At 67.4% G+C, this 22,340-nt stretch carries 13 protein-coding genes; 9 read left to right on the top strand and 4 right to left on the bottom strand.

The window, feature by feature from the left end:
• Window positions 1–33: 33 nt before the first annotated feature.
• The 6 genes from kduD to SAZ01S_RS06945 all read left to right on the top strand — a co-directional run bounded on the left by kduD (window position 34) and on the right by SAZ01S_RS06945 (window position 9,391).
• Window positions 34–804 carry a 2-dehydro-3-deoxy-D-gluconate 5-dehydrogenase KduD gene (gene kduD, locus SAZ01S_RS06970; protein ID WP_084581364.1) on the top strand — a complete coding sequence of 257 codons (771 nt, stop codon included), beginning with the start codon at window positions 34–36 and terminating at the stop codon, window positions 802–804.
• Entirely contained in the window at window positions 801–1,805 is a 1,005-nt protein-coding gene (locus SAZ01S_RS06965; RefSeq protein WP_084581362.1) for a sugar kinase, read from the top strand. Before kduD ends, SAZ01S_RS06965 begins: the two co-directional genes overlap by 4 nt.
• Window positions 1,802–3,337, top strand: a complete 1,536-nt coding sequence (locus tag SAZ01S_RS06960) for a carboxylesterase/lipase family protein (RefSeq protein ID WP_084581360.1) — start codon at window positions 1,802–1,804, stop codon at window positions 3,335–3,337. The genes SAZ01S_RS06965 and SAZ01S_RS06960 overlap by 4 nt, the downstream gene beginning before the upstream one ends.
• Window positions 3,338–3,415: 78 nt before the next feature.
• Window positions 3,416–4,450 (top strand): LacI family DNA-binding transcriptional regulator, encoded by a 1,035-nt coding sequence (locus SAZ01S_RS06955; protein WP_084581358.1) that lies wholly within the window; start codon window positions 3,416–3,418, stop codon window positions 4,448–4,450.
• 289 nt (window positions 4,451–4,739) lie between these two features.
• Window positions 4,740–8,051 carry a TonB-dependent receptor domain-containing protein gene (locus SAZ01S_RS06950; protein WP_084581589.1) on the top strand — a complete coding sequence of 1,104 codons (3,312 nt, stop codon included), beginning with the start codon at window positions 4,740–4,742 and terminating at the stop codon, window positions 8,049–8,051.
• Window positions 8,051–9,391: a pectate lyase family protein gene (locus tag SAZ01S_RS06945; protein WP_084581356.1), complete on the top strand. Its 1,341-nt coding sequence runs from the start codon at window positions 8,051–8,053 to the stop codon at window positions 9,389–9,391. Before SAZ01S_RS06950 ends, SAZ01S_RS06945 begins: the two co-directional genes overlap by 1 nt.
• Window positions 9,392–9,507: 116 nt before the next feature.
• Here the strand turns inward: SAZ01S_RS06945 and SAZ01S_RS06940 are convergent, their stop codons facing one another.
• Window positions 9,508–12,606 carry a TonB-dependent receptor gene (locus SAZ01S_RS06940; RefSeq protein WP_084581587.1) on the bottom strand — a complete coding sequence of 1,033 codons (3,099 nt, stop codon included), beginning with the start codon at window positions 12,604–12,606 and terminating at the stop codon, window positions 9,508–9,510.
• 434 nt (window positions 12,607–13,040) lie between these two features.
• Here SAZ01S_RS06940 and SAZ01S_RS06935 point away from each other — a divergent pair, with 434 nt between their 5' ends.
• From SAZ01S_RS06935 to SAZ01S_RS06925, 3 genes are all read left to right on the top strand, one after another.
• The gene (locus SAZ01S_RS06935; RefSeq protein WP_084581354.1) at window positions 13,041–15,080 is read left to right on the top strand and encodes an amidohydrolase family protein; all 2,040 of its coding nucleotides are present in this window, start codon (window positions 13,041–13,043) and stop codon (window positions 15,078–15,080) included.
• 45 nt (window positions 15,081–15,125) lie between these two features.
• Window positions 15,126–15,524: a hypothetical protein gene (locus tag SAZ01S_RS06930; protein WP_084581352.1), complete on the top strand. Its 399-nt coding sequence runs from the start codon at window positions 15,126–15,128 to the stop codon at window positions 15,522–15,524.
• A 249-nt stretch (window positions 15,525–15,773) separates the two neighbouring features.
• Window positions 15,774–17,429, top strand: a complete 1,656-nt coding sequence (locus SAZ01S_RS06925; protein WP_084581350.1) for a cation:proton antiporter domain-containing protein — start codon at window positions 15,774–15,776, stop codon at window positions 17,427–17,429.
• On the opposite strand, the gene SAZ01S_RS06920 is transcribed toward SAZ01S_RS06925, so the two are convergent.
• The 3 genes from SAZ01S_RS06920 to SAZ01S_RS06910 are packed head-to-tail and all read right to left on the bottom strand — an operon-like array spanning window position 17,405 to window position 22,319.
• Window positions 17,405–19,012 carry an alpha-glucosidase family protein gene (locus SAZ01S_RS06920; RefSeq protein WP_084581585.1) on the bottom strand — a complete coding sequence of 536 codons (1,608 nt, stop codon included), beginning with the start codon at window positions 19,010–19,012 and terminating at the stop codon, window positions 17,405–17,407. The genes SAZ01S_RS06925 and SAZ01S_RS06920 overlap by 25 nt on opposite strands.
• 5 nt (window positions 19,013–19,017) lie before the next feature.
• Entirely contained in the window at window positions 19,018–20,754 is a 1,737-nt protein-coding gene (locus SAZ01S_RS06915) for an alpha-amylase family glycosyl hydrolase (RefSeq protein WP_174596098.1), read from the bottom strand.
• A 53-nt stretch (window positions 20,755–20,807) separates the two neighbouring features.
• On the bottom strand, window positions 20,808–22,319 hold the full coding sequence (locus tag SAZ01S_RS06910; RefSeq protein WP_084581346.1) for a tryptophan halogenase family protein: 1,512 nt from the start codon (window positions 22,317–22,319) through the stop codon (window positions 20,808–20,810).
• Window positions 22,320–22,340: the final 21 nt, after the last annotated feature.

The raw sequence follows: 22,340 nt of genomic DNA, 5'->3' as shown, positions 1-22,340 counted from the left end.
GGAGCGCAAGGGGCGGGGGCTGGAGAACCTATCATGACCAATCCGTTCGACCTTACCGGCCAGGTGGCCGTCATCACCGGTGCGAATACCGGCATCGGCCAGGGCATCGCGCTCGCGCTTGCCGCGGCCGGCGCGGACATCGCCGCCGTCGGCCGTACGCCCGCCGAGGAAACCGTTCGCAAGGTGCGCGATCTCGGCCGCCGCGCCGAGATAATTTCCGCCGACTTCTCCACGATCGAGCCTGTGCAAAGGGTTGTGGACGAGGCTGTGGATAAGCTGGGGAAAATCGACATCCTGGTCAACAATGCCGGAATCATCCGCCGTGCCGACAGCCTCGATTTTACCGAGGAGGATTGGGACGCGGTGGTCGATACCAATCTGAAGTCGGTATTCTTCCTCTGCCAGACCGCGGGCAGGTTCATGGTCCGTCGCTACGGCGAGACCGGCGAGCGCGGGCGGATCATCAACATCGCCTCGATGCTCACCTTCCAGGGCGGCATCCGCGTTCCGAGCTACACCGCGTCCAAGTCCGGCATCGGCGGCCTCACCAAGCTGCTGGCGAACGAATGGGCGGCCAAGGGCGTGAACGTCAACGCGATCGCGCCGGGCTATATCGCCACCAACAACACCGCGGCCTTGCAGGGCGACGAGACCCGCAACCGCCAGATCCTCGAGCGCATCCCGGCGGGGCGCTGGGGCGATCCGGAGGATCTGGGCGGCGCCGCGGTCTTCCTTGCCTCGCGCGCTTCGGACTATGTGCAGGGCCATGTTCTCGCCGTTGACGGAGGCTGGCTGGCACGATGACGTTCGCTTTCTTTGGGGAAATGATGCTGCGGCTGTCGCCGCCGGGCCGCGAGCTGCTGTTGCAGACGCCGAAGCTCGACGTGGCGATTGCCGGCGCCGAGGCCAATGTCGCGACCGGGCTGGCGTGCCTCGGCCATGACGTGGCGATGATCAGCGCGGTGGCGGCCAATCCGCTGGGCGCGGCGGCGGTGGGCGAGCTTCGCCGGCGCGGCGTCGATACCCGCCATGTGGTGGCCGAAGCCGGGCGGATGGGCCTGTATTTCCTCACGCCCGGGGCGGGGCTGCGCGCGTCCGAGATCGTCTATGATCGCGCCCATTCGGTGTTCGCCGATCGCCCGGCCGAGGCGTGGGACTGGGATGCGCTGCTGGACGGCGTCACCCGGCTGCACCTGTCCGGCATCACGCCGGCGCTGGGGCCGAACACGGCCTCGGCCGCCATTGCCGCGGCCGAAGCGGCAAGCGCGCGCGGCATTTCCGTGTCGTTCGACGGCAATTACCGCGCCAAGCTGTGGGAAGCCTGGGACAGCGATCCGCGCGGCGTGCTCACCCAGCTGATCGGCCATGCCGAGATTCTGTTCGGCAACCACCGCGACATCTCGCTGCTGCTCGGCGAGCAGTTTTCCGGCGACGGCCCCGATCGGCGGCGCGAAGCGGCGGAGGCGGCGTTCGCAGCCTTTCCCAAGCTCCAGCTGATCGCCTCGACCGCGCGGCATGTCGATGATGTCGACAGCCACCGCATCGCGGCGCGCGTCGATACCCGCAACGGCAGCCACCAGACCGAGGAACTGCGCGTCAGCGGCATCGTCGATCGGATCGGCGGCGGCGATGCCTTCGCGGCGGGCGTGCTGCACGGCCTGCTCGAGGGCGGCGATGCCCGCGCCATGGCCGAGGCGGGCCTGGCGCTGACCGCGCTGAAGCACTCGTTGCCCGGCGATGCGAGCCTGTTCACCCGCGCCGACCTCGCCGCCTTCGCCGAGGGCGGGCTGGACGTGCGGCGGTGATCCGCCGGCGCGCGGTGCTGGCGGGCGGACTTGCGCTCACCCTGCCACCGCGCGCCTGGGCGGCCGGCGATCCGGTGGTGGAGGCGCCCGCCGGGCGCTTCACGGGGGGGCGGGACGGGGGCGTCGCCCGCTTTCTTGGCATTCGCTACGGCCGCGCCGAGCGGTTCCGCGCGCCGGTGGCGGTGCCGCGCGCGGCGGCGGCGGCACAGGCCTTCGGGCCGATCTGCCCGCAGCGCGGTCTCAAGGACGAGCCGCAGTCGGAGGACTGCCTGTTCCTCAACATCTGGACGCCCGGCACCGAGCCCGCCGCGCGGCGGCCGGTCATGGTCTATTTCCATGGCGGCGCCTATTCGAACGGCAGCGTCACCGATCCGCTGAACGACGGGGCGACGCTGGCGCGGGCCGAGGATGTGGTGGTGGTGACGGTCAACCACCGGCTCAACGCCTTCGGCTATCTGTATCTTGCCCGGCTCGACCCGCGCTTTCCCGACAGCGGCAATGCGGGCCAGCTCGACCTGGTCCTCGCGCTGCGCTGGGTGCGCGACAACATCGCGGCGTTCGGCGGGGATCCGGCGCGCGTCTTCCTGTTCGGCCAGTCGGGCGGCGGCGCCAAGATCGCCACGCTGATGGGCATGCCCGCCGCCAAGGGCCTGTTCCACAGCGCCGCGACGATGAGCGGCCAGCAAGTCACCGCTTCGGGGCCGCTCAACGCCACCGCCCGGGCGCAGGCGTTCCTGGAGCGGGTCGGGGGCGGGGTGGCGGCCGCCGTCACCGCACCGGTCGACAAACTGGTCGCAGCACAGGATGCGCGCGATCCGATCCTGGGCGGCGGCGTCTATTTCGGGCCGGTGCTCGACATGGCATGGCTGGTGCGCCACCCGTTCTGGCCCGATGCCAATCCGCAATCGCTGGCGATCCCGATGATCCTCGGCAACACCCATGACGAAACCCGCGCCTTCATCGATCCCGCTTCCGAGCGCATCGCCACGCTGACCTGGGACAATCTCGCCGCGCGGATGGCGCCGGACCTCAAGATCGACATCCTGCCCGAATGGGTGGTGGCCCAGTATCGCGCGCACTTCCCGTCGGATACGCCGCAGGCGATCTTCTACCGCGCCACCACCGCCGCGCGCAGCTGGCGGGGGCAGGTGATCGAGGCGGATGCGCGCGCCGCTGCCGGGGCCGGGGCGACCTGGGTCTATCAGGTCGATTTCGCCTCGCCGACACGGCCCGAGCGTGGCGCGCCGCACACCATGGACATCGCGCTTGCCTTCGGCACGCTGGGGGCGCCGGGATCCTTCACGGGCACGGGGCCGGCGGTCCAGCGGCTGAGCCGCCAGGTGATGGGCAGCTTTGCCGCGCTTGCCCGCACCGGCAGGCCCGCGGCGCCGGGGCTGCCGGCATGGGCGCCCTATATGCTGCCCACCCGCGCGACGATGCTGTTCGACGCGACCAGCCGGCTGGTGCACGATCCCCGTGGCTGGGAACGCGCGCTGTTCGCCCGCGTCCCCTATCTCCAGCCGGGGAGCTGAAACATGGCCTTGCCCAGCCCGCTACCCGCCGAGCGCGCGCCTATCGCAATCGTTCGCCGCGCCGTATAGCATCGCGCCATGGAGAAGACGGGAAAGCCCACCATCAACGACGTCGCGCGGCTCGCCGGCGTCTCCAAAAAGACCGTCAGCCGCGTCATCAACCGCTCTCCATTGCTAAACGACGATACCCGCGCCAAGGTGGAGGCAGTGATCGCCGACCTTGGCTATGTGCCGAACGTGCAGGCCCGCGCATTGGCGCTGCGGCGCAATTTCCTGCTCGGGCTGATTCACGACAATCCGAACGCCCAGATGGTGATGAACGTACAGGCGGGCATCCTCGAGGCGATCCGCGACACCGAGTTCGAACTGATCGTGCGGCCGATTGACCGTGGCTCCTCGACCATGCTCGCGGATGTCCGTGCCTTTCTGGAGCGGCAGCGCCTGTACGGCGTGCTGATCCTGCCGCCGGTGTCCGAAAACGACATGCTGGCCGAAGTCTGCCGCGATCTCGGCACCCGCTATGTTCGGATGGGATCGAGCGCGCTCGATGCGCCCGAACATCTCGTCGCCTCCAATGATTGCGACGTGGTGATTGAGGCGGTCAGCCACCTGATCGCGCTCGGGCATCGCCGGATCGGGCTGATCGCGGGGCCGCATGGCTTCCTGTCGGCGCGCGAGCGGCGTCGCGGTTTCGAGCAGGCGCTGGCGCAGGCCGGGATCAAGCTGCCACGCAGCATGATGGCCGACGGGCAATATACCTTCGAAAGCGGGCTGGCCGCGGCCGACCGGCTGCTCGACCTGTCGCCGCGCCCCACGGCAATCTTCGCGTCGAACGACGAAATGGCGGCGGCGACGCTGCATGCGGCGCGCCGGCGGGGGATGAACGTGCCCGAAGATCTTTCGATCATCGGCTTCGACGATACCGCGATCGCCTCGCATATCTGGCCGCCGATGACGACGGTGCACTGGCCGATCATCTCGATGGGCCGATCGGCGGCACTGAAGCTGCTTGCCGACTTCTTCGGGGACGAGCAGGCGGTGGAGGAGCCATCGCTGTTTCCCTCCACGCTGATCCACCGCGCCTCCGTCGCTCCCCCGCGCGCCGACGACTGACCGCCTGTTGCGGGCGTGCCGCATCCGCGCAGATTGTTCGTTTTGCGTCGATGACACCGGTTGACATAGCGGCCAAGCGTGCAACAAATAGCGACAACCAAGCGTGACGCAGCGCTTGTGCCAAGGCGAGCGCAAGATTCGCCAAAGGCGCGGGAGAGGAAGTCGCGACCGAAAGCCTGAATCGAGCCGCGGACATCCTCTGCGCTTCGAGATGCGGTCGCGCATGCACTTTCCCGATCCTTGGTACAGCCGCTGCGGCAGCGCGAGCAACGATACAGGGGAGGGCCAGATGGCAAATTGCGACAATTCGGCGGCGGTGGCGCGGTGCCGCGTGCGGTTCGGTGCATCGCTGGGCGCGATCGGGATGTCGCTCTGGCTGGCGGCCCCCGCCCATGCCCAGGCGCAGCAAGGCAATGCGGTGGCGCGGGCCGATGCCACGCGCGACGCGAGCGTCCAGGAAGAGCCGTCGCCGATCGATCCGCAGACCGGCGAGGAGATCATTGTTACCGGTTTCCGCGCCTCGCTGCAGAACGCGCTCAACCTCAAGCGCCGCTCGAACCAGATCGTCGACGCGATCACTGCCGAGGACATCGCCGATTTCCCCGACGCCAATCTGGCCGAATCGATCCAGCGGCTGCCGGGCATTTCGATCGACCGCGACAATGGCGAGGGCCGGTCAATCACCGTGCGGGGTCTGGGTGGCGATTTCCAGGCGGTGCGGCTGAATGGCGCCGATGCGCAGAATGTTGCCGGCGGCAACCAGTCCGATGCCGGCGCCAACCGCAGCCGCGGCTTCGATTTCAATACCTTCGCCTCCGAGCTGTTCGGCGGGGTGAAGATCACCAAGTCCACCGCGGCGCAGGATGACGAAGGCTCGCTCGGCGCGATCATCGACCTCACCACCGGCCGGCCGCTCGCCTATTCGGGCAATCGCTTCGCGCTGGGCGGCGAGGGCGAGTATCGCGAGAGCGGCAAGACCTGGAACCCGCGCTTCACCGGGCTCGCCTCGGTCAAGCTGACCGACAATTTCGGCGTGCTCGTCTCGGGCGCGTACCAGAAGCAGGAACAGCAGATCGATTCCTACCGCCGCAGCATCGGCGTGTTCGACTATCTGTACCGCAATTCGCAGATCAACGGCGTGACGCCGCCGGTCTATGGCTTCGCCCGGCCGGGCGGCACCGGCGCCACCTTCGGCTCCGATCCGGCCGCCTATGCGCTGCTGGCGCCGAACACGATCATCCCCGGCCTGCCGTCGATCAACCGGCAGAAGCTGAAATACGAGCGGCTGGGCCTGACTGGCACCGCCCAGTGGCAGCCGAGCGAGCGCACCGAGATCATCCTCGACGGCGTCTATTCGAAATACGACCAAGACAGCGAGCTGGCCGGCATCACCCCGATCGGCCTCAACCGCAACGGCACCAACACCCGGGTCACCCAGAACACGCTGCGCGCGGCGGGCACGACCAACGGCTATGCGGATCGCGTCGCCCTCTATCCCAATTGCGTGCAGAGCGCGATCGTCGATTGTGGCCAGCAGCTCAACGGCAGCAGCGTCCTGCCGGGCTATTTCAACAGCTATAATCCCAACAATCTCAGCGCGTTCGACTATTACAACAACACGCGTTCGCCTGGCTATGTCGCCACCACCAACCAGACCGGCTTCTACAACCAGCTGATCGGGCGCCCGAACACGGTGGTACGCGCGGCCAATGTGAACGCCGCTGGGCAGGCCGATTATCTCCAGCTCGACCGGGTCGACTGGCGCAGCTCGATCGACACGCAGAGCGGTTCGACCGAGTTCAAGCAGGCGACGCTCAACCTGCGCCAGGATTTCGGCGACCGCCTGACCATGGAGGGCACGCTCGGCTGGTCCAAGTCGGTGTTCGACGCGACCGGCTATCTCGCCGAGGTCAACGCGATCGACCAGAACGGCTTCGTGTTCGACGAGCGCGGCGGCGGCAAGATGCCGGTGTTCAACCCCGGCTTCAATGTCGCCGATCCCGCCGCCTGGACGCTGGTGAAGGGGCTCTCCACCATCCGCGTGTTCAAGAACCAGGTGACCAACGAATATCGCGTCGGCCGGCTGAACTTCGCGTTCGAGGCCCTGCCGGAGATGACGCTCCGCTTCGGCGGCACCTACAAGAAGTTCAAATATTTCGCCGACCAGCAGCGCCGCGCCCAGTCGATCGAGGCGCTCAACCCGACGCTGGCCGAAGCCAAGCTGAACATCACCGATCTCGGCAGCGTTTATGGCTTCGGCCAGGGGCTGAACGTGCCCGCCGGCACGCCGAGCAGCTTCTTCGCGCCCGAACTCGGCAAGTTCGTGAACGCCTTCGGCATCGACTGCAACTGCGTGAACAAATGGGGCGATTTCCGCGTCGTTCCGGACGGTCGCCAGGGCGGCGGCGTCAACGAGCGCGACGTGTCGGGCTTCTTCCAGGTCGATTATGACCTGACGCTGCTCGGCGGCCCCTTGCGCGGCAATGTCGGCCTGCGCATCGCCAACACCAAGGTCAACGGGCGCGGCAATGTCGGCGGTGCGGATGGCATTCCCGGGGTCGCGGTGGTTGCCAGCAACGAATATTGGGACTGGCTGCCCTCGACCAACATCAACTGGGAAGCGAAGCCCGGCCTGCTGATCCGCTTCGCCGCGGCGAAGGTGATGTCGCGCCCGCAGCTCGCCAGCCTGACACCGGGCACCACCGCCTTCTCGAGCACGCTGGCGGTCAACGGCTCGGCGCCCTCGCTCACCGTGGGCAACCCCTATCTCAACCCGTTCCGGGCGACCAATCTCGATCTCAGCGTCGAGAAATACTTCCGGAACAACGGCCTGATCGCGGTGGCGCTGTTCAAGAAGAATCTCGACAGCTTCCCGCAGCAACTCGCCGGCGAAGCGCCGCTGTCGACCGTGTTCGAACCGGCGATCTACAACCAGATCCTCGCCACGCTCACCGATCCGCTGCTGCGCGACTATACCCAGCGCGGCGGCACCTGGGCGGTGCGCCAGTTCAAGGACGCGCCGGGCGGATCGATCAAGGGCATCGAGGTGAATGTGCAGACCGATTTCTGGTTCCTGCCCGCGCCGTTCGACAAGATGGGCGTCACCGCCAACTACACGCACATCGAATCGAGCCTGAGCTACCTCACCGGCACGGTGCTCGCGACCACCCAGGCCGGCGGCACCGGCACCGCGCAGAACAGCTATGCGAACGCGCCCTTCCTCAACACCTCGCCGGATTCGTTCAACGCGACGCTCTATTACGAGAACGAGCTCTGGTCGCTGCGCTTCTCGGGCGCGTATCGGACGCGCTACGTCAACCGCTTCCCGCTGGCGACCGGCACCTGCTCGGTGGGGACGACCACCAATGCCGGTGCCGCCTGCAATTCGCCCGTGTTCGCGGACTTCGGCTATAACGAGAACCAGTTCAATCTCGACGCGGCGTTCGCGATCAACCTGACCAAGTTCGCCCGTTTCACCCTGGAGGGCCGCAACCTGACCAACCAGCCGCAATACCGGACGATGTATGCCGCCAATCCGGTGTCGCAGATCTATGGCAGCACCGGCCGCATCGTCACTACCGGCGTGCGGCTGAGCTTCTGATGCGCCGCGCCGCCTTGCTCGCGCTGCTGCTGGGAACTGCCGCGCCGGCGGTTGCCCAGCAGCGGCCGGTCCTCGCCTTTCCGGGTGCCGAAGGGGCAGGGGCGCTCTCGCTGGGCGGGCGCGGCGGGAAGGTGCTGTTCGTCACCACACTCAACGACGCCGGACCCGGCAGCCTGCGCGAGGCCGTGGAGACGCCGGGCCCGCGCACCATCCTGTTCCGCGTCTCCGGCACGATCCGGCTGGTCAAGCCGCTGCGCATCCGCGAGGGGCGGGTGACGATCGCCGGCCAGTCGGCGCCGGGCGACGGCATCACGCTGCGCGACCAGCCGCTCGAAGTGGCCGCCGACAATGTGGTGATCCGCTACATCCGCTCGCGGCTGGGTGACGAGAGCCGCACCGAGTCCGATGCGATCTGGATCCTGGCCGGGCATCGCATCATCCTCGACCATGTCTCGGCCAGCTGGTCGGTGGACGAGACGCTGTCCGCCTCGGCCAATTACCGCGAGGCGGGGCAGGGCTTCTGGGATCTGACCGTGCAATGGTCGATCGTCGCGGAGTCGCTCACCCACTCGCTGCACGCCAAGGGGGAACATGGCTATGGCAGCCTGATCCGCGGCGGACGCGGCGCGCGGATCAGCTTCCACCATAATCTCTGGGCCAATCACGAGGCGCGGATGCCGCGACCGGGCAATTACAGCGGGCCGGATGTGGATCCCGAAGGCGCCTTTTTCGACTTCCGCTCCAACGTCTTCTACAATTGGGGCAAGGGCTGGTCGGGCTACAATGCCGACAAGGCGACGCTCGCCCGCTACAACTTTGTCGACAATGCCTATGTGATGGGGCCGCAATCGCAAAAGCCGATCGCCTTACATGAATCGAACACGCTGGCCAAGGCCTGGTTCGCCGGCAACAGCATGAACGGCACTATCCCCGCCGATCCGTGGAGCCTGGTCGACGGCATTTCGCCCGAGGGGTACCATCTCGACGCCCCGGTGCCGATGCCGCCGGTCACCCGCGATCCCGCGCCGCTAGCCTATGATCGCGTGCTGGCCAGTGCAGGTGCTTCCCGGGTGCGCGACAGCGTCGATGCCCGGATCGTCGCAGGCGTTCGCGACCGGAGCGGCCGCCAGATCGACAGCCAGCGCGAGGTCGGCGGCTGGCCCGCGCTCAAGTCCGCGCCCGCGCCCAGGGACAGCGACCATGACGGCATCCCCGATGCCTGGGAGCTGGCGCATGGCCTGAACCCCCATGATCACCGCGACGGCAATGCCGATCGCAACGGCGACGGCTGGACGAACCTGGAGGAATGGCTCGCGGACGCTGCCGCCGGCCGCGGCTAGCGCGCGTCGGGCAATGCACCCGTTTTGAACGGGGACTCAGCGGAAAACGGGCATGTGCGGCAGACACTGCGGAAAAAGAGCGGGGCGGCCGCGAAGGGCCGCCCCGTTATCGCGCATCAGAAGCTGCCGCGCAGGCCGACCAGGAACTGGCGGCCGGGCTTGTACTGGGTGAACGTCGCGTTCGGGAACTGGAAGTAGGAACGCAGTGTCGCGTTGGTGAAGTTGGAGACGTTCACCGTCAGCTGCGGCGCCTTCTTGACCCCGAAGATCTTGTCGAGATCGAAGGCCGAGGAGAAGTCCCAGCTGGTATAGTCGGCATTGAACAGCGCCGCTGCGGGGATGCCGTTCTGCGTATCGCCGCTGCTCTGCGATCCTTCGCGCGAGGTGACCGCGACCCGCAGCATCACCCCGTGGCGCTCATAATAGCCGGTGATGTTGTAGGTGAACGGCGCCACGCCGAAGGCCTTGGCCGGGCCGTCGCTGGTCTGGTCGACGATCGTGGCGTTGGCGTTGAAGCCGAAGCCGCGCACGCCGAACTTCTCGGTGAGGAAGTCGAGCGGCTGCACCCACTGGAATTCCAGCCCGTTGATCTTGAGCTTGTTCGGCACGTTGCTCTGGCTGGTGACCAGCACGCGCGCCGCGCTCGGGCCACCGCGGGAGTCCAATGCGATCCGCTGGGTCGGGTTCAGCGTGTCGTAGGTGATTCCGTACTGCGCCAGCGCCGAGAACGGCACGTCGGTGTTCTGGTTTTGAGTAAAGCCCTCGATCGACTTGCGGAACGCGTTGAAGCTGACCACGCCCTCGCGGCCGATATAATATTCGAAACCGAGATCGATATTGGTCGAGAGATAGGGCTTCAGCGCCGGGTTGCCGATCGTCGCCTGGTCGGCCGAAGGCGCACCGAAGCTGACGCCCGGCAGCTGCGCCGCCGGATCTGGGCGCGTCATCGTCTTCGACGCGGCGAGGCGGACGACCGCATGCGGACTCACGTCATAGGCAAGAGTCGCCGCTGGCAGCCACTGGGTGTAGTTGTTCCGCGTCGATACGATGTTGACGATGTTCGGATAGCGGCTGCCGTCCGGGATCTGGGTGCCGGTTGCCGTGGCATTGCGCGGATCGGCGAGCGAGACGCGGCCTTCGATCGTCTGGATCGTGTTGACGTAGCGGACGCCGAGATTGAAGCGCAGCATGTTGCCGCCAATCAGTTGCTCGCCGTTCACCGTGGCGAAGGCGCTCTTGACCACTTCGCGGATCAGGCCGCCGCTGGCGCCGGTGTTGGAACCGCCGCTTTCCGGCTCATTAGCATGGTAGAGATCGTAGTTGCTGGCCTTGCGGAACGCATCCCAGTCGACCGTCACGAAGCCGGCGGGGCCGGGCTTCAGATAGCTCGGGAACGATGCGTTGGGGATCAGCGAGCCGGCATAGGTGACCGGGCCGCTCATGCCGGTCGTATAGCCGGTGCCAAGGCCGGGATAGGTGGGATAGGCGGACCCGGGCGCCGCGCCCTTCACGTTCAGGCCCTCGCAGGGCGGCTGCAAGTTCGGGCTGGGCAGGTACACGCTGGGGCTGTCGCCGCAGGCGGCGTTCTGCCACGGGCCGGTATTGTCATAGCCACGGATCCGGCGCGACACATCGTCCCAGGCGCCGCCGACCTGCAGGTTCAGCGCGCGATCGCCCCAGGTCAGGTCGCCGCGTACGCCCTTGTTCTTGTTGAGCCGGCGCTCGTCCTGCATGTTGAGGCGGCTGCCGGTGTACCAGCCGAAATTGGCCGGGTTGTTGAGGTCCAGGCTGCTCTTGATGTCCGGGATGCCGCCATTGTTGGTGTAGGTGACGGTGGCACCCTGGCCGAGCGGCGTGGTGGCGCCGACCGTCGGGCTCTCGCGGTGGAAGGTCGAGCGGGCGTAATTGCCCTGGAGGTTCAGCTTCAGCTTGTCGTTGATCGTCCATTCGGCTCCCGGATTGACGCTCCACAGCTCGGTGGTCTCGTAATAGGGGCGGAATTCGTCGAAGAACTGGGTGTTGGCGAAGGTGCCGCTGGTGACGGTGCAGCCCGCGCTGCAATCCGACTTGTCGAACTTCAGGTTGAGCGGGATCGCGGCGCCGTTGCGGCCGATCCAGGCCATGTCCTCGCGGATCAGCTCGTTGTGCTTATAGCCATAGAGACCGTCGATGTAGAAATGCAGCGTGTCCGACGGGCGCCATTCGGCGCTGGCGATCGCGTTGATGCGGTCGCGCGGGCCACGGATATCGGCGATGCGGCCCAGGCGCGGGATCAGGCCGTTGTCGATCTGCTGGGTCGTCGCGCCGGGGTTCTTGGAAAGCAGGAAGGCATTGTCGATCACCGTGCCGGCGACCAGGCCGGCGCCGGCATTGGCGGGCACGGTCGACGGGATCGTCCAGTTGTTGCCGCCATATTGGGTATTGCACGTGTTGCCCGCGCCGCACTGCGCGGCGGTGAGCGATGGGTTGGTATAGCCGATCGTCTCGAAGCCCTTGGTGCGGGTATAGAGTCGCTGGGCGGAGACACCGGCCAGGATGCCGATCGTGTCGTTGTGCCAGCTGCCGATCAGCGAGCCGCGGCCGCCGATCCGCTTCTCGGGCTCCTGGTTCGAGCCCTGCAGGCTATAGGCGATGAACGAATCCGGCCGGTCGAACGGCCGGGCCGAGCGCAGGTCGACATTGCCCGCCGCGCCGCCTTCCAGCAGGTTGGCGGTGTAGCTCTTGTTCACGGTCAGCTTGGTGAACAGGTCGGTCGGGAAGAAGCTGAGGTCGACCGAGCGATCGGTGCCCTGCGCATCGGTGGCGCCCGACGAGGCGACGGCGATCGGCGCGCCGTTCAGGGTGACGTTGGTGAAGTTCGAGCCGAGGCCGCGGATCGCGACATTCACGCCTTCGCCGGTCACGTCGCGGGTGATCGTGATGCCGGGGATGCGATTGAACGATTCGGCGATGTTGGTGTCCGGGAACTTGCCGATGTCCTCGGCGAAGATCGAGTCGGTGAAACCGGTGGCATCGCGCTTGGCGTTGACCGCCTTGGCAAGGCTCTGCCGGTATCCGGTGACGACGATTTCCTGCTCGCCGGTGTTGGGTGCTTCCGTGGCTTGCGGCGCCTGCGGTGCCGTGGTCTGCGCCCAGGCGGCCGGTGCGCAGGCGGCGCTCAACATGGTGGCGCACAGCAAGGTGGCGCGGGCGGCGTGGAAGTTGCGGTGGTGCATGCTCATGGTCAGGTCCCCTCAAATCTCCGGCCCCCGGCCGGTTGTCTTCCTGTTGCAGGCGATACGCGCGCGTCGGGGCATCGCCGCCCTTCCGTGAAGCGCAACGTGCAGGTTCCGATACGTCGTTGGTTCAATATGCTTGGTTCAGGGCGGATCGGCGTGGCAGGCAACGCACGCCCTTGCAGTGGCTATGCCCTGGGTCCGATGCTTGCGTACGCCCATCGCTCCTCTTCCCGCTGCGCGCCGACTTATCCTGCCGGCGTCATGTTAGCGGTATCTTTCACAGGTTGGTCTGGCCGTCAACGGACTTTGGTCAGGCAATGCAGTTTGGCCACGCAGCGCGTTGTTGCGGCAACACTTGGCGCTTTGCTGGAGTCAATTGCCTGCCAATGGACTCCATGTCAGACTGTCCCGCATCCAGTTGGGGGACTGTCATGCGCCACCTTCGCCTTGCGCTTCTACTTGCCGCCGCTGTCGTGCCGCCCGCTGCGGCGCAGACCCAGAAAGCCGATCTGCTCACCCCGCCAAGCGACGCGCGGCACTTCACGATCAGTTCGACGGCCGGCAAGCATGGCGATGTCTGGTCGTGGACGCTGCCGGATGGGCGGATCGCCTATCGCATGTCGATGTCGCTGCGCGGCTGGGTCACCGAAACGGACGAAGTGGTCAGGCTCGGGCCAGACCAGCGGCCGACCGAGCTTGCCGTGCGCGGTTTCACCGACAGCGGCGATGCGACCGAGAATTTCAGCGTCGATCCTGGCGGTATCGCGCACTGGAAAACGGTGGTCGATTCCGGCGAGAAGCCGTTCGGCAGCGCGCGCTACAATAGCTATGGCGGGCCCTGGCTTGCCGGCGAACTCGACATCAATGCGCTGGTTGCGGCGGGTCCCGCAGGGCTCGACCTGCTGCCGAGCGGCCATGCCAGCATCGCCATCGGCGCGCCGGTGGAAATCGATGGACCCGGCGGCAAGAAGGTCGTGAAACTCGCCCAGATCTCGGGCCTCGGCTTTTCGCCGTCGCCGGTCTGGCTCGATGCGCAGAACCATTATTTCGGGTCGGCGGGTGTGCTCGCGCTGCTGCCCGCTGGTTTCGAAGCGGCGGGCCCGAAGCTGAAGGAAATCCAGGACAAGGCGGCGGCGGACATGGTGCGCGAGGTGGCGCATAGCTTCCTCGCGCCGGCCAATCGGACGCCGACGCTGATCGCCCATGTGCTGGTGTTCGACTCGGTCGGCGGGCGTTACTTACCGGATCAGTCGGTACTGATCGCCGACGGCAAGGTCGCCAAGCTCGGCCCCGCGAGCAGCATCCGTGCCGCGAAGGACGTGACCGTGATCGACGGGCATGGCCGGACGCTGCTTCCCGGCCTGTGGGATTCGCACCAGCATGTCGGCGACGACTGGAACCTGCTGCAGAATGTCGCGACCGGCATTACCAATTATCGCAGCCCGGGTTCGTCGATCGAGGATGCACAGAGCATTTTTAAGCGCCGCGCCGCTGGCGATCTGCTGGCGCCCGACGGCAAGGTGTCGGTGATCATCGACAAGAAGGATCCGCTCGCTGCCCAGATGGCCTTGACCGTGTCGTCCGAGGCGGAGGCGATCGCGGCGGTTCGCAAGGTCAAGGCGGCCGGCATGTGGGGGGTGAAGTTCTACACCTCGATGGACCCGGCGTGGATCGCGCCTGCGGCGGCCGAGGCGCACCGGCTGGGGATGCACGTGCATGGCCATGTGCCTGCGCATATGCGGCCGCTCGACGCCGTGCGCGCGGGCTATGACGAGGTCACCCACATCAATTTCATCCTGATGCAGGGGATGCCGCAGGCGGTGGTCGACAAGGCCAATACCGCCGCGCGGCTCGAAGGTCCGGCCCAGTACGGCAAGGACCTGAACCTCGATGCGCCCGAGTGGCGCGCCTTCTATGCCGAGCTCGCCAGGCGCAAGACGATCATCGACCCGACCCTGTCGACCTGGGAGCCGCTGATGACCTCGGACGGCAGCGCGGTGCCGCTCGATTATGCCGCCTATGCGGATATCGCGCCGCCGGCGGTTGCGCGCGGCTGGAAGATCGGCGGTTATCCGCTGTTCGGCGGCCTGACCCGCGATGATTTCCGCAAGAGCTTCGACAAGATGGTCGAGGTGGTTGGGCGGCTGCACCAGGCCGGGGTGCCGATCGTTGCCGGCACCGACGGCTATGGCCTCGAAATCGTTCGCGAGCTCGAGCTGTACGAGAAAGCCGGCCTGACCAATGTCGAGGCGCTGCAGACCGCGACGATCGTTCCCGCGCGGATGGTGGGCATGGCCGATCGGGTCGGGGCGATCGCGCCGGGCAAGACCGCCGATATCCTCCTGGTGGAAGGCGATGTCTCGAAGGACATCGGCAATCTTCGCCATGTCCGCACCGTGTTCCTCGACGGTTATCGGCTCGACGGCGATGCGCTGCGCAAGGCGAGCGGCTTGAGCGGCATGCCGAAGTAACATTTCGTTACGGCACCATTGCGCGATCGGAGCGTTGATCGTGGGATGGCCCATGCTTTCCCCCGCTTGCCCGATCGCGGCATCCGATGGCGCGTTCCGCTGCCGGCGGCGGTCTGGGCCCTCGTGGTGGCGCTGCTGTTTGGCGCGGTGGCGCCCCTCGGCCCGCCGGATACGCTGGTCCATGGCCCGGCCTTCAACCCCGCGACGACCAGCGTGGCGATTGCTGCCAAGCGCGGCGATCAGGGCGTCGGCCTCTGGCAGAGCGCCCGCGGCGGGCGGCAGGATGGCGCTGCGGGTAGCGGCGCCGTGCTCGCCCTGGCGCCGGCGCTCGCCTCGATCCTCGTCCTTCTCGTTCTGCTCCCCGCGTGCACACCGGCCAAGGTGCTGCGCCCGGTCCGCTGCGGCGCGCGCGGCGCACGCTCGCCACCGGGAAGGAGCCGCTAGGCGCCACGTGCGCCTTCAAGCCTGAACTTCGTCTTCGCCGCCACTGCGGCGGTAGAGGAGGGCCTTATGCGTAGAAGAAGAGGCAAGCGGCCGCCCAAGTGGTTTGCCATCGCCGTCTGGTCCGGCATCGCCGGTGCCGCGGCGCTGTTGGCAGCTGCGATCGGCGCGGCCCAGGCCTGACCTGCATCGACACCGGTCGCCTTCAGGCGCGGCCGGTGTCGAACCAGTTTTCCATGTCAAGGAGGATCGATGCCGCATCATGCGCCCCTGATCGCCACCATCGTCGCCGGACTTGTCGTCGCCTTCATTTTCGGCGCGATCGCGCACCGGATCAAAGTTTCGCCCATCGCCGGCTATCTGCTCGCGGGTGTGGCCGTCGGGCCGTTTACGCCCGGCTTCGTCGCCAATTCGGGGCTCGCCAACGAGCTGGCCGAGATCGGCGTGATCCTGCTGATGTTCGGCGTCGGCCTGCACTTCTCGCTGCGCGACCTGATGTCGGTGCGCCGTATCGCCGTGCCCGGCGCGGTGGTGCAGATCGCTGCGGCGACGGCGATGGGCATCGGCCTTGCCACTGTCGCCGGCTGGGGATTGCAGGCCGGCATCGTCTTCGGCCTCTCGTTATCGGTTGCCAGTACGGTGGTACTGCTGCGCGCGCTGCAGGGGCACGATATCGTCCAGACCGAGCGCGGGCGGATCGCGGTCGGCTGGCTGATCGTCGAGGACCTGGCGATGGTGGTGGCGCTGGTGCTGCTGCCGGTGCTGGGCGAAGTGATGAGCGGCGAGGGCGGCGGGTCGCTGCTCCAGCCCTTGCTGTCCACTTTCCTCAAGGTGGCCGGCTTCGTCGCGCTGATGCTGGTGGTCGGCAGGCGGGTGATCCCGTGGACGCTGCAATGGGTGGTCGGCACCGGCTCGCAGGAGCTTTTCCGGCTGGCGGTGCTGGCGATCGCGCTCGGGGTGGCATTCGGCGCGGCGCTGGCGTTCGACGTGTCGTTCGCGCTCGGCGCTTTCTTCGCCGGCATGATCCTCGGCGAAACCTCGCTCAGCCGCCGCGCGACCGAGGAGACGCTGCCGCTGCGTGACGCCTTCGCGGTGCTGTTCTTCGTCTCGGTGGGGATGTTGTTCAATCCCTCGGTGCTGGTCGAGCAGCCGCTGGTGCTGCTGGCGGCGGTGGCGGTCATCCTTATCGGCAAGTCGCTGGCGGCGTACGGGATCGTGCGGCTGTTCGGCTATTCGAACCATACCGGCCTTACGGTGGCAGTGAGCCTCGCCCAGATCGGCGAGTTCTCGTTCATCCTGGCGGGCCTCGGCACCGATCTCGGCTTGATGCCGGCGGCGGCGCGCGATGTGGTGCTGGCGGCGGCGATGCTGTCGATCTTCCTCAACCCGTTCCTGTTCGCCTGGGTCGCCAAGCGCTACGAGGCCGCCGAAGCGGGACGGGAGGCAGTGGCCCCGATCGACCTGCCCAAGGGCCATGTCATCCTGATCGGCTATGGCCGGGTGGGCAAGATGATCGCCGAGGATCTCCAGCAGCACGGCAAGGCCTTCGCGCTGATCGAGGACCAGAACGACATGGCCGAGCAGGCGCGCAAGGCCGGCATCACCGTGGTGGCGGGCAATGCCGTCGATGTGCGCACCCTCGTCGCGGCGCAGATCGGTCAGGCGAGCAAGCTGCTGATCGCCATCCCCGCCGGGTTCGAGGGCGGGGCGATCCTCCAGCATGCCCGCCAGCTGGCGCCGGGCGTGCCGGTGGTGGTCCGGGCCCATTCGGCCGACGAGGTCGCGCACCTCGAAGGCCTGGGGGCCGACGAGGTGGTGATGGGCGAGCGCGAGACCGCCAACCGGATGATCGAGCTCGCCCGCGGGATGCCGGCGGGATCGGATCAGCCGGCGATGAGTGCGGCGTAAGCTGGCAGGCGATGGAGCGTGGCGCCGTTCAGCGCCTCCACCACTGCCAGCCCGTCGAACAGCGCGGGCGGCAGGTCGACCGGCGCCGCCGAGAGGTTGAAGGCGCAGACCAGGCGCGCGTCGCCGGTGCTGCGCGCGAAGACCAGCAGCGCTTCGTCGGCGTGGAGCACCGTCATCGCCCCTTCGACCAGCGCTGCGTGCTGCTTGCGCAGGTCTATCAGCCGGCGGGTCAGCCGGAGCAACGAGGCGGGGTCGCCCTCCTGCACGTCTACCGCGCGGCCGAGATGGTCCGCGCCCAGCGGCAGCCAGGGGCGGGCGACCGAGAAGCCGGCATTGGGGGCATCGGCCACCCATGGCATCGGCGTCCGCGCGCCGTCGCGGCTGAGGGTGAGCGGCCAGTTGGCGATCGCCTCGGGATCCTGCAGGTCCTCGAACCCGATCTCGACCTGGGTGAGGCCCAGTTCCTCGCCATAGTACAGGATCGCATTGCCGCGTAAGGAGAGCAGCAGCAGCATCTTGAGCGCGGCGAAGGCGGCGCGGTGCTCGGGCGCGACCCAGCGCGAGATGGCGCGGGGGGCGTCGTGGTTCTCGAACGCCCAGCTCGGCCAGCCCACGCCCGGCGCCTCGGGCCACTCTGCGACAGCATCGCGGACAAGCGCGGGGGTCAGGCGATCGGCGTAGAGGAAGTTGAAGCCATAGGCGCTGTTCAGGCGGGTCTCGCCGGCGGTGAACAGGTGCATCTCGGCTTCGGGCGCAGGCCCGCCGACTTCGGCGACGGTGAAGCGGCCGGGATAGCGGTCCGCCAGCGCGCGTAGCTTCTCCAGCAGCAGCGGGATGTCGGCATGGCTCTGGTTGTAGAGATGCTGCTGGAAGTCGAACGGGCGGGTGCGCGGGAGCCCCGTGTCCGGCGCGGGCGGGTTATCGCGCAGCTCCGGATCGTGCATGGTGAAGTTGATCGCATCGAGGCGGAAGCCGTCGACGCCGCGATCGAGCCAGAACTTGGCGGTGGCAAGGGTGGCGGCCTGTACTTCGGGATTGTGGAAGTTGAGGTCGGGCTGCTCGCGCAGGAAATTGTGGAGATAATATTGGCCGCGGCGGGCATCCCAGGTCCAGGCCGGGCCGCCGAACACCGATTGCCAGTTGTTGGGCGGGCTGCCGTCGGGCTTGGCATCGGCCCAGACATACCAGTCGGCGCGTGCGTTGGTGCGGCTGGTGCGGCTCTCCCGGAACCAGGCGTGCTGGTCCGAGCTATGCGAATAAACCTGGTCGATCAGAACCTTGAGGCCCAGCGCATGGGCGCGGGCGACCAGCGCGTCGAAGTCGGCGAGGGTACCGAACACGGGATCGACATCGCAGAAATCGGCGATGTCATAGCCGAAGTCCCGCATCGGTGACGTGAAGAAGGGCGAGATCCACACCGCATCCACGCCGAGCGCCGCGACATGATCGAGCCGCGCGGTGATGCCGGGTAGGTCGCCGACGCCGTCGCCGTTCGAGTCTGCGAAGCTGCGCGGATAGATCTGGTAGATCACCGCGCCGCGCCACCAGGGCCGGGTTTCGGTGGAAAGCGCGCGCATTGTCATCAGGTTCACTTGGAGGCTCCGGCCGCGCAGACCGTATAGCCGAACGCGGGAAGGGAAAGGGTGAGGCTGCCGGGGGCAGCGGCATTGGCTGGGCAGGCGCCCGCAAGGGTGCGGAAGGCGGTGGAGCCGGTTTCGACCTGGATGTTGCCGTTCCACGGCGCGGGGCTGGTGTTGAAGGCGATAACGGTCTCGGCGCCGGTCTTGGGGTCGAAGCGCGAGACGGCGAACAGGCCGGGCTTGTCGCTGGCGAAGCGGGTGACCTGGTGGCCGCGGGTGAGCGCCGCGTGGCTGGTGCGAAGCCGAGCAAGCGTGGCGATTTCGCGGAACAGCGGGTGGCTGGGGTTGAAGCTGGGCGTGGCGGTGGTCGCGGCGGTGCCGAGCAGATGGTTGTCGTTGTAGCTGGCCACCTTGCTGCCGAACATGTCCTCGCGGGCATCCTGGTCGTTGCCGTCGCTGACGAAGCCCTGCTCGTCGCCCGAATAGATGGTCGGCACGCCGCGGAGCAGCAGCAGCATCGCCTGAGCCAGTTGTACGCGCTGGAGCAATTCGGCCTGGCTGATCTTCGGATTGGCCTGCTTGAGGAAGGTGGCGACGCGGCCAGCGTCATGGTTGCTGACGAAGGTGGGCAGGCGGTGCGCGGTCTTCTCCCCGCCCTCGTACAGCGCATCTGCTGCGAAGACTTTGGCGAGGCGATCGGTACCCTTGCCGCCCGCAACGTCGATCACCGCTTGGTTGAAGGCGAAGTCGAGCACCGCCGGGAACTTGTCGACGCGGGTGTGCTGGGCGAGCGCAGCCACGTCGGGATCGGCGACCTCGCCGAAGATGTGGAAGTTCGGGATGCCCCTGGCCTTGGCGCGGGCGAGCATCGCGGGGATAAAAACCTGCCAGAATGTCGGGTCCACATGGCGCGCGGTGTCGATGCGGAAGCCGTCGATGCCGAAGCGATCGATCCACTCGCCGAAGATGTCGATCATGCCGGCGACAACGCGCGGATGCTCGGTCATCAGGTCGTCGAGCCCGACGAAATCGCCCATGGTCGAGCTCTCGCCGGCGAAGGTCGAGTTGCCGCGATTGTGGTAATAGATCGGGTCGTTCAGCCAAGCCGGGACCTTCACCTTCTTTTCCGCCTCGGGGACGAAGGGCGTGTAGGCGTAATCGGGCCGGGTCAGCTTGGCGAAATTCGCTACGCTGTGATCGTCGTCGCCGGCGAAGCCGGGGTTGATCGCGGCGCCGGTAACGCCGCCCTTGCGGCTGTAGGGATAGTCGGCGCGGCTGCGATAGCTGCAGTCGCCGCACTCGCGATACTGGATCACGTCCGCGGTGTGGTTCACCACGATGTCCATGTAGACCTTGATGCCGCGCTTGTGGGCGGCGTCGACCAGCGCCTTGAACTCGGTATTGGTGCCGAAATGCGGATCGACCTGGGTAAAATCGGTGATCCAATAGCCGTGATAGCCGGCCGTTTCCTGCCCCTTCGACCCCTGTACCGGCTTGTTCTTGAAGATAGGGCCGACCCAGATCGCGGTGGCACCCAGCGCCCGGATATAGTCGAGCCGGTTCAGCACACCCTTGAGGTCACCGCCATGATAGAAGCCCTTGGACGCGGGATCGAAGCCGGTGACAAGCCGATCACCGGCCAGGCCGCCGCGATCATTGGCGGGATCGCCATTGTCGAAACGGTCCGGGAGGAGGAAGTAGAGTATTTCGTCCTCCGGCAGCCGATCGCGATAGGTCTGCGCCATGGCAGGCGTCGCTGCCAGCGCAGCGGCGAGCAGGGCGAGGGCGGTCTTGCGGATCACGCGGCAATCTCCGTGTCGGCGGCGCCATGCGCGCGGACGAAATCAGGGTGGCTGGGCATCTGCGCGACTTCGCGCGCGTTCAGCTTGGCGATGAGGTCGAGATATTCGGCGATCTGTTCGCGTGGCGGCTGATCGGCGAGCGGGTGGTGTCCCCGTGCAGCGATGCCCTGGCCGACAAGCACTTGCAGCCAGGCGACGGCGCTGAACAGATCGCCCTCGTCGGGCAGGATATCGCCGCTCTCGCGCCACAACGCGATCTTTTCGGCGAGGCCATCGGGGAGCGGAGTCTCGCGGCGTTCGCGCCAGAAGGGCTCGTCGCGATCATTGGCCCAATAATGGAGGATCAGGAAGTCGCGGATCCGCTCCATCTCGTGTGCGGCCTGGCGATTATAGCGGTCGCGCAGCGGGGCGAGGGGGCGGCGGCCGGGCAGCAGCTGGAGCACGCGCTCGATCGCCGACTGGATGAGGTGGATGCTGGTCGATTCGAGCGGTTCGAGGAAACCGCTGGCAAGGCCCAGGGCGATGACATTGCCCGCCCAGCAGACCTCTCGCCGGCCCGCCAGGAAGCGGAGTGGGCGGGGATCGGCCAGCGCGGGCTCGTCCAGCCCTGCGAGCAGCCGGGCAGCGGCTTCGTCGTCCGAGAGATGCCGGCTCGCATAGACGATGCCGTTGCCGGTGCGATGCTGGAGCGGGATGCGCCATTGCCAGCCCGCGCCGTGCGCCGTCGCGCGGGTGTACGGGGGAAAGTCCCGCGCCCGGGCGCTCGGCACCGCCAGCGCGCGGTCGCAGGGTAGCCAACGCGACCAGTCCTGATAGCCGACCCCCATCGCCTCGCCGATCAGCCGCGCGTGGAAGCCGGTGCAATCGAGGAACAGGTCGCCCTCTATCCGGCGGTCGCCCTCAAGGTGCAGCGCCTCGACATGGCCGTCCTCGCCCGCGCGCGCGACGGCTTCGATCCGCCCCTCCTGCCGGACCACGCCGCGCGCCTCGGCGTAGCGGCGCAGAAAGCGGGCGTAGAGGCCGGCGTCGAAATGGAACGCATAGGGCATCTCCGGCAGCATGCGGGCGGTGCGCGCCGGTCCGCGCTGCATCCGGCCGGCAAGCGCGGCGACATTGTTGAGCGCATAGGCGGCGAGCGGCCCGGCCACGCCTTCGGCACGTCCGCGCAGCCAGGTGTGGCGAAAGGCGAGCAGGCCGTTATCGCGCCCGACATCGCCAAAGGCGTGCGTGTAGCGGCCGCTCTTGGTCCAGCCGACGAATTCGATGCCGAGCTTGTAGCTGGCCTGGGTGGCGGCGACGAACGCATCCTCGTCGATGCCGAGGCTCGCGTTGAACATCTGGATCTGCGGGATCGTCGCTTCGCCGACGCCGACCGTGCCGATCGCATCGGATTCGACCAGCGTCACGGTGAAGCCCGGCCCGAGAAAGCGGGCAAGCGCCGCCGCGGCCATCCACCCGGCCGTGCCGCCGCCGGCGACGACGATGCGATATGGTGCTGCGGTTGCCATGGCTCACCCCCTCCGGTGCCG

It is taken from the genome of Sphingomonas azotifigens NBRC 15497 (assembly GCF_002091475.1).
Taxonomy (GTDB): Bacteria; Pseudomonadota; Alphaproteobacteria; order Sphingomonadales; family Sphingomonadaceae; genus Sphingomonas; species Sphingomonas azotifigens.
This window is presented reverse-complemented; position numbering and strand designations above follow the sequence as displayed.